12 protein-coding genes are annotated in these 14,478 nt (G+C 43.1%); 2 read left to right on the top strand and 10 right to left on the bottom strand.

Annotated features, from left to right (window positions below; genetic code table 11):
- Position 1: 1 nt before the first annotated feature.
- Positions 2-391: a glycine cleavage system protein GcvH gene (gcvH, locus tag CDC37_RS22720; protein ID WP_096625386.1), complete on the top strand. Its 390-nt coding sequence runs from the start codon at positions 2-4 to the stop codon at positions 389-391.
- 639 nt (positions 392-1,030) lie between these two features.
- Here the strand turns inward: gcvH and CDC37_RS22715 are convergent.
- The gene (locus CDC37_RS22715) at positions 1,031-1,399 is read right to left on the bottom strand and encodes a VOC family protein (RefSeq protein ID WP_442861053.1); all 369 of its coding nucleotides are present in this window, start codon (positions 1,397-1,399) and stop codon (positions 1,031-1,033) included.
- A gap of 105 nt (positions 1,400-1,504) precedes the next feature.
- Between CDC37_RS22715 and CDC37_RS22710 the strand changes: the two genes are divergently transcribed.
- Positions 1,505-1,783, top strand: coding sequence for a hypothetical protein (locus CDC37_RS22710; RefSeq protein ID WP_157780824.1), 279 nt, complete (start codon positions 1,505-1,507; stop codon positions 1,781-1,783).
- Between the two features lie 142 nt (positions 1,784-1,925).
- Here CDC37_RS22710 and CDC37_RS22705 read toward each other — a convergent pair whose 3' ends face one another.
- The 9 genes from CDC37_RS22705 to CDC37_RS22665 form a co-directional block, all read right to left on the bottom strand.
- The gene (locus CDC37_RS22705) at positions 1,926-3,458 is read right to left on the bottom strand and encodes a methyltransferase domain-containing protein (protein WP_157780823.1); all 1,533 of its coding nucleotides are present in this window, start codon (positions 3,456-3,458) and stop codon (positions 1,926-1,928) included.
- Between the two features lie 6 nt (positions 3,459-3,464).
- Positions 3,465-4,118, bottom strand: a complete 654-nt coding sequence (locus CDC37_RS22700; RefSeq protein ID WP_096625382.1) for a restriction endonuclease — start codon at positions 4,116-4,118, stop codon at positions 3,465-3,467.
- A 196-nt stretch (positions 4,119-4,314) separates the two neighbouring features.
- Entirely contained in the window at positions 4,315-4,458 is a 144-nt protein-coding gene (locus tag CDC37_RS25050; protein WP_197707028.1) for a DUF7336 domain-containing protein, read from the bottom strand.
- A gap of 2 nt (positions 4,459-4,460) precedes the next feature.
- On the bottom strand, positions 4,461-5,696 hold the full coding sequence (locus tag CDC37_RS22690) for an aspartate aminotransferase (RefSeq protein ID WP_096625380.1): 1,236 nt from the start codon (positions 5,694-5,696) through the stop codon (positions 4,461-4,463).
- Positions 5,693-6,865, bottom strand: a complete 1,173-nt coding sequence (locus CDC37_RS22685) for an iron-containing alcohol dehydrogenase family protein (protein ID WP_231943154.1) — start codon at positions 6,863-6,865, stop codon at positions 5,693-5,695. The genes CDC37_RS22690 and CDC37_RS22685 overlap by 4 nt, the downstream gene beginning before the upstream one ends.
- Before the next feature lie 343 nt (positions 6,866-7,208).
- Positions 7,209-7,499 carry an Asp-tRNA(Asn)/Glu-tRNA(Gln) amidotransferase subunit GatC gene (gene gatC / locus CDC37_RS22680; protein ID WP_096625375.1) on the bottom strand — a complete coding sequence of 97 codons (291 nt, stop codon included), beginning with the start codon at positions 7,497-7,499 and terminating at the stop codon, positions 7,209-7,211.
- 321 nt (positions 7,500-7,820) lie between these two features.
- The gene (locus CDC37_RS22675) at positions 7,821-8,342 is read right to left on the bottom strand and encodes a photosystem I assembly protein Ycf3 (protein ID WP_096625373.1); all 522 of its coding nucleotides are present in this window, start codon (positions 8,340-8,342) and stop codon (positions 7,821-7,823) included.
- 488 nt (positions 8,343-8,830) lie between these two features.
- Positions 8,831-11,116, bottom strand: coding sequence for a lytic transglycosylase domain-containing protein (locus CDC37_RS22670; RefSeq protein ID WP_096625371.1), 2,286 nt, complete (start codon positions 11,114-11,116; stop codon positions 8,831-8,833).
- A gap of 340 nt (positions 11,117-11,456) precedes the next feature.
- Positions 11,457-14,039: a DUF3536 domain-containing protein gene (locus CDC37_RS22665; RefSeq protein ID WP_096625369.1), complete on the bottom strand. Its 2,583-nt coding sequence runs from the start codon at positions 14,037-14,039 to the stop codon at positions 11,457-11,459.
- Between the last annotated feature and the right edge of the window lie 439 nt (positions 14,040-14,478).

The following is a 14,478-nucleotide window of genomic DNA, read 5'->3' as shown; positions in this document are numbered from 1 at the left end:
TATGACTTTTGAATATCCGAACGATTTAAAGTACCTGGATACCCACGAATATGTACGCTTAGAAGGCGAAATCGCCACCATTGGAATCACAGAGTTTGCCATTGACCAATTAGGTGATATCGTTTTTCTGGAATTACCGGAAGTTGGTGATGCAATTACCAAAGGAGATAGTTTTGGTAGCATCGAATCAGTCAAAGCTGTTGAGGATTTAAATGCACCTGTAAGTGGTACGGTGATTGAACGCAATGATGCACTAATCGAAAACCCTGAATCTATTGGGGAGGATACCTACGGAGAAGGATGGTTTTTAAAAGTACGTGTCAATGACCCCAGTGATATTGATGATGCCATGAGTGCGGATGAATATGCAGCTCAAGTTGATGGAGAATAGTCAACATTACAACATTAACTTGTACACTAGAATCCATGACAAAGCTATTAGCTATTAGCTTTCCCTATAGCTGCTAGCTTTACTTTTCCCTCTCCCCCCTCCCTACACCCTTTCAAGTCAGTCCACCATATTCTTTGGACACCTCATTCCCACTCCCCATAGTAGACACGACATGTCGCGTCTTCCTACCCCATTTTCAAGCGAGGAATTTTCCTGTATCAGAGGGTGTTTTAAAAGTCGATTTTAATACTTAACAAGCTCGTTTTTTAGGTGTGGGAAGAGACGCGACACTTCGTGTCTGTACGGGAATCAGAAGTAGTTAATAAGGACAAATATACCGTTTAAGCCTATTGACCGTCTTCAAGAAGTAGTTAATAAAGCATTTATTAATACTTGACCAACATCCTCTCAGCTATAAAATCAATTAACTATGGCACAAAATATCTATTATGAGTTGTAAAAGTAATGTCAAGTAACCATCAATACAAATAATATGGCTTCATATTTGCTGCTTTGAACAAATCTCTATACTTTTCTTAAGTTTTCGTCACAAGTTAATTACGACATACTGTAAGTTTGGTCGAGAAACTTAATATACTCATATTTCCGTCATGCTGTGCTAGTAAACATGATGCTATGTCAATCCCCACTTGCTTGACTAAGTTCAATCACATTCCCATCGGGGTCTTTTGTAAAAATCGCTGGTCTTCCGGAGGCACTTGCTTGAATTGGCAGGTTATAATGCAGGAGGTGCTGTTTAACGGCATCTAAGTCGGAAACTGAAAAAGCAATGTGGGGGTTGCGACCCCATTTTTCGTGTTTTGGCTCATTTTCAGGCAATTGTGATGCAACAATCAAATGGATTTGGTAGTCACCGACTTGATACCAGGTTCCCGGAAAGGACATGGGTCGCTCAATTTTCGATAATCCTAAAATCTGTCCATAGAAGTATTCGGAACGTTCCAGGTTGGTAACATTAATTGCGGTGTGGAGAGGTTTGACAATCATGATCATGATTTATTGGTTTTAGTTATTGATTTTTTGGTAATTTATAATGACTAAACCAGATGAATTAGCTATGCTGTTTCCAGAATACCCTTAACCTTGAGATCCATGATGAAGTTTGTATCATTGATTTTGCGTGTCAGCCTAACTTTGATCGCATCCTTTCTGTTGCTGATTCCCCCAGTTAATGCCCAACTATTGACCCCAGTCAACACAACATCAAGGGTCGAGTTAGTATCTAGTCAATCTGATATTACCGCAATCCAGCCCCCTTTATCCCACTCTTCCCCATCTTCCCAGTCAGAAAACTGGGAATGTAATTGTCACACATGTATGCAAGCGCGGTTATTGTTGCTAGGAAAATTACCGTTGACTAGTTTGATTTAAGTCGGTCGATGTTGGATTTTGGATTTGAGATTTTGGATTACTCTAATCTGCTGGGATTCTTCACTCAAGTAATCTTTAAGCCAACATATCCAATAACTATTTTACCCGGCCCAATTTCGTCAGAAAAATTACATATTTGGCATTAATTCTTCAGTTTTGCTAGGGTAACTTTTTGTTTTTGCAAATCCACTGGAATCTGCACAGTTTTAGTCCAATAAAAATAGGTTTTTAAAAACCCTAGCTCTTTGGCAACTGCTTGCAAAGATAGTCTTTTGAGGATGTCTATTGTAATGGGTCTTTTTTCATCCCAAAAAATCATGGAATCCAAAAATTCCATTGCTGGGGTTGAGGTGAGAAGCTGAAAAATAAATTTAGCTTCTTCTTCGGTGTCAAAAGATAGAAAATTTACAGTATCATCTAACATTACTGACTTCCCATGTAAAGGTTTAACAAGGCAAAATTTGAGTTGCTTATACAGTCCAGATATTGCTATTTTCCATTTCTTGAAGGAATAGGAACCAATACCAAATATGGAGTATGCAGGCTTGTTCTTATATATGATGCTTTTCCTATGTTTGAAATATTCATCATGCTCAAGTAGATATTGCCAAGTTTTTGGAGCTACATTTTCGATAATGCTGGTGTCCTCACCAACTGATTTTTGTGTAACTAGGACAAATTTACGACAATTTTCTGTTGCACCTTTACCAATATCTGAGCTTTTCAGTAGAGGATATAAGTAATCCATTTCTAAACAGTATTTTTCCTGAAGTCCATTCATGAATAGGTTATCGTGAATCCTTTCCAATTCCATCACTTTGGAACAATCATGTTTGATTCCCGAACGCCAAATATACTGGAAATTATGACCCAATAAATGCCTCCATTCCTCATATTTTTTGGTATCTCGAATAATTAACCCATCTCTTTCACCAATGAGATAAGATACCTCTCTTGATTTGAGGTTTTGATATACTTTGCAATCACAATTATCAGGATAATCTGTAGATATTACGCAGAGACATGCTTCTACAGATGCTTGGAAATAAAGCTTTGCATCAATCAGATATATATGGAAAGAAAACCTACTGCCAAATTTATTTTTTACCTGATACATTACTTTGCGAGCAACGGAATACTTGCATAAAACAGCTATAGTTCCCATGCGTTTTGATAGCCATTCAACATATTGTAACAGCATCCATTCAGAAATATCAAAATTTCCTGAGCCAGTGATAGCAGCGATACCTCGTTGGTTTTGAAAGTTGGATTTTGGAGGTAGGTTTTGACTATCAAGAATACTCAAATCGCTATTTGTCACCCAAGGGGGATTACCAATGACTAAAATATAACCTGAAATTGTTGATAGTATAGCTTCCCAATTAATTTTAAAAAAATCTGATTCGTCTAGGGTGACATGATGTGAAAGGGGATGGTTTGATATGGATAATTTTGCTTCTTCCAAGTATTTTTTATTGATATCTAAACCGATAATTCGCGAATCAGGAAAGCTATCAAGTACGGCTCTAATAAAAGCTCCCTTACCACAGCTTGGCTCTATCACTACTTCCGGTGATATTTTGTGGTTTACTTGCAAAACTTGAGTTACTTCTGTTGCCAGAATATCAGGAGTTTGAAAGTCACCAAATTGTCGTTTATGCAATGATTTTACCATTAGTTACTATCTAATTTTAATTATTCCCGGAATAATACCTGCCTGTTGAATAATCCGACTATATTGTAGTCTCCACTGAAGGGCGTTGGAGATAGTTAAATAGCCCTGATTGGGAGGCGATTCTAAAATTCTATCAGCTAATTGGGATGCACCGATTTCATCAACTGGTAGGTTTCTCTCCATAATAAAGGCAACGATATCATCTTTATTGCCATCTCGATTCAAAATATCTAAAATACCCCTTGTTGTTTGAAAATCTCCGGTTCTACTCTTATCCACAAAAACGGTATGTCGCAAATCTAATCTTCCAGTTCTCTGATCCAGGTCATCATACTTGTCGTAAACAAAAACAAGAAGATGATATCCTAGTCCAAATACTTTTTGTGTTGCTGACTGAAAAGGACAAGAAGATTGCGGTTGTTTAATGCTAGTCACCTTGATGTCAACATCAAGAGTAGGAATATCAATCCCCGAAGCTGAATTTCCAGGTTGAAAATTGTAATTTTGAGCTAAATAAGCCGTAAATTTTTGTTCAAGATAGGTTCCTATCGCTTTTCCATCGGTCACACCATAAAGGATTGGCTCATCGTAGACAGACTCGATTTCAGCAAATTTGGCTGCTTCAACACACAAGTCTGTTATTGTTAAAATCGGTTGCATTTTCAGGAAATAAGCCCTCACAGTAATATGACGTTAATTGGGGAAAAGCTGTCGATGCCTTTTAGTTTTCCCCCTCATCAATGCTGTCAAAATCGCTGGGATAAACGGTGACGAAACCTTCAGTCCAGTGGTCTTTGTCTAGCTCGTATCGGTCTATACAAAAACCTTCCGGCATATCGCAAAAGCCAGGTTGCGATCACAAGCGAAGGACTGCTGCTTGAGCAAGTTCCTCAGTTGAGTAAACACCTATCATCTTTACATCTTCTTCTTCATCGTTAATGATGCGAACATGTTGAACAACGCAAACTGCATCCATCGGCTTTTCCCTCCCGAATGACACAACTAAGCAAGATGTATAGCCGAAGGTTGCTTGCAATTCTGTAGGGACTGTGTTTTGTCCCAATATATACCGGCTTCCTGGAATCTGCGTAGGGCTTCACCTAAGCGATCGCAATCGGCGATTAAACTAATGCGCACGTATCCTTCCCCTCCTTTTCCGAAGGCGTTTCCAGGTGTCACCACGACTCCTGTTTGTTGTAATACTGTTAAGGCGAAATCGGTGGAGGTCATTCCAGGGGTGACGGGAACCCAGAGATACATGGTGGCTTTGGTTTTTTCTAGGTTCCAACCTAATTGGTTGAATCCATTTACCAGGAAATCCCGTCGGGTTTGGTAGCGGGTTTGTACCTGTTGTAAATAACTATCGGGGAGTTGTAGGGCTGTTTCGGCTGCTGCTTGCAATGCCGCAAATATACCGTAGTCTAAATTGGTCTTCAAGGTGCGCAAACCCTGGATGACATGGCGATTTCCCACCACAAACCCCACTCGCCATCCTGCCATATTGTAGGTTTTGGACATGGTATGAAATTCTACACCGATTTCCTTGGCTCCAGGAATTTCCAGGAGGCTGGTGGGTTGATAGCCGTCAAAGGCGAGTTCCGCGTAACATAAATCGTGGACAAGTAGTATTTCATACTTGCGGGCAAAGGCGACGATTTCCTCAAAAAACTCACGGGGGGCGGTTGCGGCGGTGGGATTACTGGGATAATTAAAGTAAAGAATTTTCGCCTGTTGGGCAACTTCGTCGGGAATTGCCGCTAAATCGATCAACCAGTTGTTCTCTGGCTTGAGGGTCAAACTGTAGACATTTCCCCCGGCAATCACTGGACCGCGAAAATGGACGGGGTAGGAGGGGGATGGTACAAGGACGGTATCACCAGGGTTAATATAGGCTAGGGCTAAATGTCCCAAACCTTCCTTGGAACCCAATAGGGGCAAAGCTTCACTGTCAGGGTCGAGGGTGACACCATAGCGACGATGGTACCAATTGGTAATGGCGCGACGAAAACTGGCTGTACCTTCAAAGGGGGGATAACCGTGGTTAGCGGGGTTTTTTAGGGCATTTATCCCAGCTTCAATGACTTCCGGTGGTGTGGTTCCATCGGGGTTTCCCATCCCCAAATCGATTAAATCCAAACCCTGTTCCCGTGCTTTGGCTTTGAGTTCATCTAAACGGGCAAAAGGGTAGGCTGGTAGTTGCTGTATTCTTTGGGCTGGGGTAATCCAATTTAAACTCATTCTTCCACCTCGTCGGTCATTCCCAAAACTGCCATGCGATTAGTATTTTCTCTGGTATCGGTGGGTGCAGTAGTTGATACCATCGCTGCCATGAGTTGTTCTGATGTCACTTTAAATGGTAGGTAATGGATATCAGATTTTGGTTCTAGGGCAATTTGGGCGGCTTTTTGCAATTGTTTGAGACTAATGTCACCCAATCCTAAATCATCTAGGGTCGCAGGTAAACCGATTTCGGCGTAAAATTTTAATAATTGTTGCCGGGCGGTGGCTGCTAGTTGATTGTTTTGAATAATTTCTTCTAGACGTAGCTGCACTAGAATCCCGTAGGCAACCTTTTCGCCGTGGATGCTACCATGTCCCCCCAAATGGGTCAAACCATTGTGAACAGCATGAGCTGCGACTGTGCGACATTGCGCTCCTCCAATTCCCCCAATTACCCCTGCTAATAATACCGTAGCATCGACCACTTCTTGCCAGACTTCCCCCCCCGGTTGGGCGATCGCAGTTTTCGCTTTTTGGAATAAAATATCCCGCAATACCCGTGCTTGTTGGACTGCGGCGATAATCATGGTTTTTTCTGACGTACCACTACTAACGGAAGCTTCATACCATTTCGCGATCGCATCACCAATTCCTGCAACTAGGGTACGATGGGGTGCGGTTTTAATGATTTCGTAATCTAAAATCAGCAAATCAGGACATTTCCCTAAAGCCACATCATACAGGAATGCCCCTTTTGGGGTATACACATTGGATAATGCTGTCCAAGCAGCACAGGTTGCAGCAGAGGTGGGAATCGTCACCACCGGTAAGTGTAATTGATGGGCAATTAATTTGGCCGTATCTAAAGCCTTTCCCCCACCAAAACCGATAATGACATCGGCTTTGTGTTCCTTGGCTTTATGCTTTAAATCCTTGAGGGTGATTTCACTGCAATCGGGTGAGTAGGATTCCTGACGTACCCGCAATTGCTCGCTGTGCATCAGAGGTTGGAGGAAATCTTCCAAGTCTGCTAGGGTATGCTTACCACCAATTAACAAAGCCCGATATCCTAACTGGGCGATCGCATCAACTGCTGGCACTAAAATATTTGCACCCCGGAGAACTTGAGCGGGAGCAACTGTAAGGTACGCAAGGGAACTCAATGGAGAAGATGTTGAAGTAGACAAGGCTGTGGCTATTAAGTCGTGAAAAAAATTGGATGTAATCTAAAAGTAACACCTCCTGTATCCATGTAAACCGAAAAATTCAGGAAATCTGATAGGATAGGGAGGCTGAAGGTGGGAAGATTTCTGCTAATGTTTCCCACGCTGATTGTACTTTTGCCTTGTTGGCGGTTGACAGGTGACAGAACAAACGTGCCGTAATTATATGAGTCCCCAGGATTTCCCTATACCGCGTGAACCTTGGGTGTGATATTGAGAATGGTTATCCCGTATCTTTTGCCTATTCCCTATCCCCCAAGACTTTTGTCGCAACTTTAAGAGTACCCTCATCAATGAAGCCGTTAAATCACTCTGGATTGAGGATTTTTGGTACTTTAAAATAATCTCCTTCCTGTTCCGGTGCGCTTTGTAAAATTGCTTCCCTTTCTGGATAGGGTTGCAAATTATCAGGGCGGGTAACATTGACGACATCAATTGCCCTGGTAGTTGGTTCCACATCACTGACATCGAGTTCGTTTAACTGCTCGATATATTCGAGGATGCTTCCTAACTGGGTTGTGAATTGTTCTTCTTCCTCAGCTGTTAAATCTAAACGGGCTAAAAGTGCTACTTTCCGAACTTGTTCGCGGTCAATCATTTTGATTTTGGATTTTAGATTTTTGGATTAAATACTCGTTTTTTGAGGTAGGGAGAGACGCGACATATCGCTTCTGTACAGGAATCGGGAGTAGTCTACATGTAATGCTGACACCAGAAATGATGATGAAAGTTGTTTTTCTCCTACTTCCTACTCACTATACCTAATGTCGTTGGGGAACAACCCACTCAAACCGAAACAAAAAATCTACGCCTGTTAGCTACCTACTCTCCACTCCCCGTACAGACGACCCGTCGGGTCGTCTGTAGTCCCTACTCCCTCTGCATTCAGCAAGGTGACTGTATTGTATTTCTAATTTCCTTAAAAGAATACATCAATTTGATAGCGCCCAGTGGTTTTGAGCCAGTTTTGTGCTTCGATGTAGTTATTGGGGGCTAGGCGAATTGCTCGAATCCAGTAATCCGCAGCTTTGTCAAAGAGGGCTTCTCCTGCGTCATTATCTCCATTTTCTTTCGCTTTTTCTCCTTGGAAGTGGTAAATAACTGCAATGTTATTCAGGGCTTGGGGAAGGCGAGGATTCAGTTCTAGTGCTTGATGATACAGTTCTATTGCCTTGTCGTGGTCGCCGTTACTGGCGTAGATTAGCCCCATGTTGTAAAGAATATAACTTTTGTCATTGGGGTCTTCTTCTAGGGATAATGCCTCATTGTAGTAGTCTAAGGCTTCGGCATATTCACCTTCAGCTTGGGCTGACATCCCATCGCGGTAATAAACAAAGGCTTCTTTTGACTTTCTTTTTGCTGGCAGCATTTTTAAGATTAGGTCTGCCATGACGGTAAAGGATTTATCTATAAAGTTATCGTTTTTTTGCGTTCTGGGCATATTCGCCTCGTTTTGTGATTAATTACTGGGGGTATTTGATACCATTTTGGATTTTGGATTTTGGATTTTGGATTACTCTAATGAGCAGCCCTGCGGGCTATAGATTGTGAAATATTTGCTGTATCAGCTTTTCCCATTGACACCTGTCGCATCACTTTCCAAATATAATTTTATTCATGGCAGGTGCAAGGGATTGAAGAAATTGTGATTCTGGTCTGGGGGTTCTGTTTAACTTAAAAACTGGACTTGCAAACAGGTCGGGAGACGGAATCCTCATCCAAAATCCCACATCTACAATCAACAGACTTGCTAGCTGCCATAGTATCTCTATTATTTCTCAATTTAACCGATTCAGTGGCTGGAAAATTAGTCTTTTCCTGTTTCAGATGCAAAATAGGGAGTAGTATGCATGTGCTGCTGACACTAGAAATCATGAAAGTATTTTTTACCACTCCCTACTCCCATAGAGATGACCCGATGGGTCATCTCTACTTACTCTCTACGGGTGATTGATTTGTTGTGGGTGTGGTAGTTGATTGGGGTTGTTGTTTGGTCATGGTGGGGTGGTTGGTGGAATATTTGGCGACGAGGTTGGATATTTCCGGGTTATATAGCCGCAGGTAGTTCCAATAGTTACCGAAGACTTGGCGTACATAGTTTTTGGTTTCGTTGAAGGGAATTGCTTCTACGAATTCGTCGGGGTCGTCTTTGGGGATATTGGGTTGTTGTAACCATCGGGAAACGTTTCCTGGACCGGCATTATAACTTGCGATCGCCAACAAGGAGTTATTCTTGTAAGTATCATGGGTATGCCCTAGATACCAACTACCGAGCATGATATTATCTTCCGGGTCTTCCAGGTTAATGTTTTTGATGTCTTTGCCAATTTGCGGTGCAATCCATTTGGCGGTATCTGGCATTACCTGCATCAACCCGGTTGCACCAGCCGTTGATTTGGCTTTTGCCTCAAATCTTGATTCTTGACGGATTAGGGCTGTCACCATTACGGGATTTACTTTGTAAGTTGCGGCCCATTTTTCAATCAAGTCGAGGTAGGGGAAGGGATATCTAGCTTGCCAATAGGTTATCTGTTGGCGGAGTTGTTGATATTCGGCTTTGTCTGCGGGTGCTTCCCGGTCTTCTAGGGTGGAAACGGTGTTGATCCCTTTGAGGTTCTCGTTCCTGACTAGTTGCATTAATCCTTCGGTAAATTGTTCGCCGATGGTGGGTTGGGTTTTATTCGTAAATTCGCTTTCCCATTGCAACCATGCATCCCGATCCTGTCCCAGGAGGTATAGTTCTTTAAAACTTTCTGAACCTGCTAGGGGAACGGGACGTTGACGCTTGACTAAATCCGGGTTCATTTGCCGCAGGTTATTAAAATCACCTACTTTTAAACCGAGGGCAACGGCGGAACGCCAGGCGTAATAGGAAAAGGGAAATTCACCTAACGTATACTCGTAGGCTTGTTTTGCTTCAGTGTTTTTACCGAGTTTAGTTGCCCATTTACCAACCCAAAAGCCAGCACGCGGGGCAAGAATACTGCTAGGATTGTTGGTGGGGATGGGTTGGGCCCATTCCCATGCGGCTTGATAATTTTTGGCTTTCGCTTGGTTTTGGGCTTGTTCCCAGCGATACACTGCGGCTTGTTCGCTATTTGCATACTTTTCTAGGAGCAATTTATAGGCTGCGGCTGCTCCTTTTTGGTCTTTTTGCTGTTTGAGGATATTTGCTTTCCTTACTAAGGCTTCTGGGGCTTGCTCCGGGTATTTACTGATAATTTGGTCTAGTAAGGGTAAAGCATCTTGATTGCTTGGGACTAGTTCTGCCATCCGCAATAGCCCTATACCCGCTTCCGAGGATTGGGGAAATTGATTGATTAAATCCTGGTAAGCTGTAAAAGCTGGTTCGCGATCGCCACTTATTTGTAATCCCCGACCAATCCGGTAGAGATTACGGGGAGTTTTTGGGGCTTTGCTGTAGGCTGTGGCTGCACTACCAAATTGTTTGTTTTCCCAGCGTGCATTGCCAATGACCTCCCAGTCTTCGGGTTTGAGGTTGGCATCGGTGGATAAATTGCTGAGAATATCGCCAATTCCCGGCTGATTAAAGGCGTAACGGGCTAAATTTAACTTTAACTGGGGTTGCTCAAAGTTTTCGGCTAAACGCTTACGCATGATTTCCCAGGTGAGGGGATGGGAGGGAAATTCCGCGATCGCTCGTTCTTGATATTCTGGAGTGCTAATCAAGTAATATGCTTTGACAACGGCTGGATGTTTAGGATATTCTCTAACCACCTGCTGACGTAAGTCGGACGCTTTACCTGGATTGCCAGTAATATCGTATACTCTGGCTCGTTGCAGCAATACGTAAGGAGCCAGCAAGCTGTAATCGTGTTCTAGACCATCTAAAAGTTTTAAGATTTGTTGAGCATTTTGTTTTTGGGTTTTTTCGTTTGCCAATAGGTCACTAGCCAATAGATATCTAGCTCGACTGCGTTCCAGTTGTTGGAAACCAGATAAATTGGCGGTGTTATTGGCTATTTGCGTTAATTTTGCCGCGCGTGCTTCCACTGGTTCTGTCACCAGGGGAAAAACGATGGATTTCGCTTTGGTTTCTTCGGTAATGCGTTCGGTGGAAGTTTGGTTAAAACGCAATAATTTCCCCAAAGTTTTACCAATTTCCGGTGCAGAAAACATTGCACCCGCTAAAAACGCGCACAACCCTGCTCCTAGAAGAATAGAGATTTGCTTTTTTTGTAGCTTCTTCAGCATGATACTCGCTGAGACTTACACTATATCTTTGCAACTTTAGCACTCATTGAGGATCTAAATACCCATTTTCCGCCAGATATTTTTATCTTTTGGCAGATTTTTGGGGTGAGGGAATAGGGAATGGGGAATAGAGCTTGGGTGGGAATTCAGGTTTATCTGCGGTGTGGTGCAGTGATGTCTAACAAATTCAGATCAGGATCCAAGTTGGAAGATGTTTGCTGAGTTTCTTGATTTCGGTAGGATATATTCAGAGGTTTTCGTCACCCCTCAGCACAATGGGTCAAGTTGAGGTTTTCGGAAAAATGGATCAAGTCGAGCTAAAAAGCCCGACTTCTAGCAACTACAACCAAGCGCTGACATCGACTTTGAGGGTGTGTCCTAACTGTAGTAATTGTCGATGGGGATGGGTATCGCCACTCTGTTTCACCTGTGGTAATATCTGCTGATGTAGGTAAGTGACATACATTTCCTGGACACTATCGAGGGAAACTCCTAAGTTCAGGGCATTACCGACCCGAATTAAACTTTCCAATCGCTCGATTTCTATCTCCAAATTGAGATTGTTACCGTACAGGATTTGCCATAACAAACGAGATATTAATTGCTCTAATAATACCTTCGCTGCCGGAATATTTAAATTCGCCCGTAGATGTTTGGCTTCCGTGGCGATCGCACTTAATTCCACTAGGTAATTATTACTTGCTGCCACATCATTGATATCCCGTTCTAGGCTCTGCAATTTGGTTAAGCATTGGTGTCCTAAAGCTACTTCAGCAGCAACTTGCAATTCCTGGGGTACGGTTAACTCATCCCGATGGAATGCCATAATTACCCCGTAATTATCCCGATATACTTGGTGATATAATTGGTCTAATCTACCGAGGGTTTCCTGGGTGAGGGTACGCATGATTTTGTGTCGTTCTTCGGCAAATAGGTCTTGCAAACTGTAACTTTTCTCGCCAAATAACTGGGCCATGTCTAAAATAGTTTGGGCAGCGCTGGCTTTTTGTAAGGAGGAAAATAATCGTTCTTTGATTTCGCTGTATTTGCGCCTACCTTCAAAGGGTTGAATACAGCAGTGGAAATCCCATCCTCCTAAATGCAGGACGGCAAAGACTAAATTCCGACTTTCCCAAGTAATATCGGATACTAGCTCAATATTACCGACTCCCAAGGTCAAGGCTCCCATCCGTTGCAATGTATAATCACTTTGATGGACGGTATAGCAATAAACGCGATTGGCGGTTGCGGAATTATTTTCGTGGAAGTGGTGATTGTTAAACAGGGAGGTAATAGCATGGTGAGCTGCAACCTGTTCAATGGTGACTTGGGAAGTGAGGACTAGTTTTTGGTATATTTTTTCACCATTAATAAATTCGTCAATGTTGCTGGGAATGGTCGCCAAACGTTTCATGAATTCCCGTTCTAGTTGAACTCCTGATACATCGGCTGCTAATTCTAAAGCGCGAGCTGCATAGCGGAGGATTTGTGTACCTTCGGGACGGGATACTTCTTCAAAGAACCAACCACAGCTAGTATACATTAGCAAAGCATGGCGCTGCATTTCCAATAATCGCAGTGCGTCTACCCGTTCGCTGTCGGTGAGGGGGTGGTTTTGGTGACGCTGCAAAAATGCACTCACGGTTTCTGGAGTGCGATCGCGAATTACCTGGATATACTCGTCCCTCGCTAACCAGGGGTCGCTGAATAAAAGCTGGGCTTGTTGTTCGTAAATTTTGATTAAGCGATCGCGTAACCAATCCAAACTATCCCGTAGGGGTCTGCGCCATTTTAAGTGCCATCCGGGAGCTCCACCACAACCACAATCATCTTGCCAGCGATCGACCCCATGGGCACAACTCCAAGCGGTGACGGGTTTGAGTTCGACTTCCCAGGTGGGGGGATGGAGGCTTAAATAATGGGCAAAGTTGGTGACAGTCCAACCCCGTTGGGGAAATTCATGGGTGAAGGCGTAGGCGAGGGTTTTTTCGGTACCGCGTTTATGGTGACCAAAGGTTTCCCCATCGGTGGCTACGGAGATTAATTGGGCTTGGTGTTCACCCCGGACTGCGGCTCCGATTCTTCCTGCTAAATGGCTAGAACTGTAGACCACATCACTAAAGCCCATGTCACGGGATATGGGCCCATCATAGAAAAATATATCAATATAACGGGGATTTGCGCCATCATTTTTTAAATAGCATCGGTAGGGTCGGGTGGGATCAATTTGACTACCACCGACTTCATGCCATTCGGGTTGTTGCTCCCATTCATTGGGTAAGGGACGACAGCGTTGGGCTTGGGAAGGAGCTAAGACGATAAATTTGATCCCCTCATCGACTAAAGCCGTTAAGGTTGCATAATCAACGGCTGCTTCCGCTAACCACATTCCCTGGGGATCACGACCAAAGCGGGATTTAAAATCATATTTTCCCCAGCGAATCTGGGTGTATTTGTCCCGTTGATTTGCCAAGGGCATAATTATGTGATTGTAAACCTGGGCGATCGCATTTCCATATCCATTCAGGCGATCGCAGGACAGTCGGTCGGCTTCAATAATGCGCTGATATACCTGCAAATCATGGCGTTCTAACCACGACATTAAGGTCGGGCCAATATTAAAGCTCATGTATTCATAGTTGTTGACGATCCCCACCACTTCCCCTCGGTGGTTCAAGACCCGTGCATAGGCATTGGGACGATAGCATTCACTATGGATACGTGCATTCCAGTTATGGAAGGGAGCTGCTCCGGGTTGACGCTCAATTGTGTCTAGATAGGGGTTTTCCCGTGGTGGTTGATAAAAATGTCCATGTACTGTCACATATACCCCGGTTGTCACTAATTGGGGATCATGACTATTTTCTCGCTCTGACGAAGGCACAAAACCAGCACCTGCTGGGAATTCAGCCGCAGAAGTCATATAATTTGTCCTAAGTTACTGGAAATGAATCTAATTGGGTATTTAAATTACTGTTTCAAATGGTTTTCTAAGTCTCATTGTTGCGCTCGACACCCGCAATTTTCTGTACAGCCCTAGATAATACTTGCAAGCACATTTTCTCTCATCAGCACAAATTGCCGGGCCTGATGCAATATATCTTTATTCAGGATATCAGATAATTCCCATACCCACAAGATTAGGTGTATTATCGAATGCTTTTTCTCGTGATAATTGGAACCAAATATATATTTTTCAACTCAGTAAGTCGGCGTTAAAAAATCAAGGTATGTCATGACGGTGGAATGCAGGGGAAGGAAGTATAAGTCCTGCGGACAGACTTCGCCAACGCAAGGCTGGGAAAGTTGTTTACAATTCGTTACACCGTAAGGGTAATCCAAAATCCGTCTGGGAAAGTTTA

The organism is Calothrix sp. NIES-3974 (assembly GCF_002368395.1).
Taxonomy (GTDB): Bacteria; Cyanobacteriota; Cyanobacteriia; order Cyanobacteriales; family Nostocaceae; genus NIES-3974.
The sequence above is the reverse complement of the archived record's forward strand: the minus strand, read 5'-3'. Positions and strand labels throughout refer to the sequence as shown.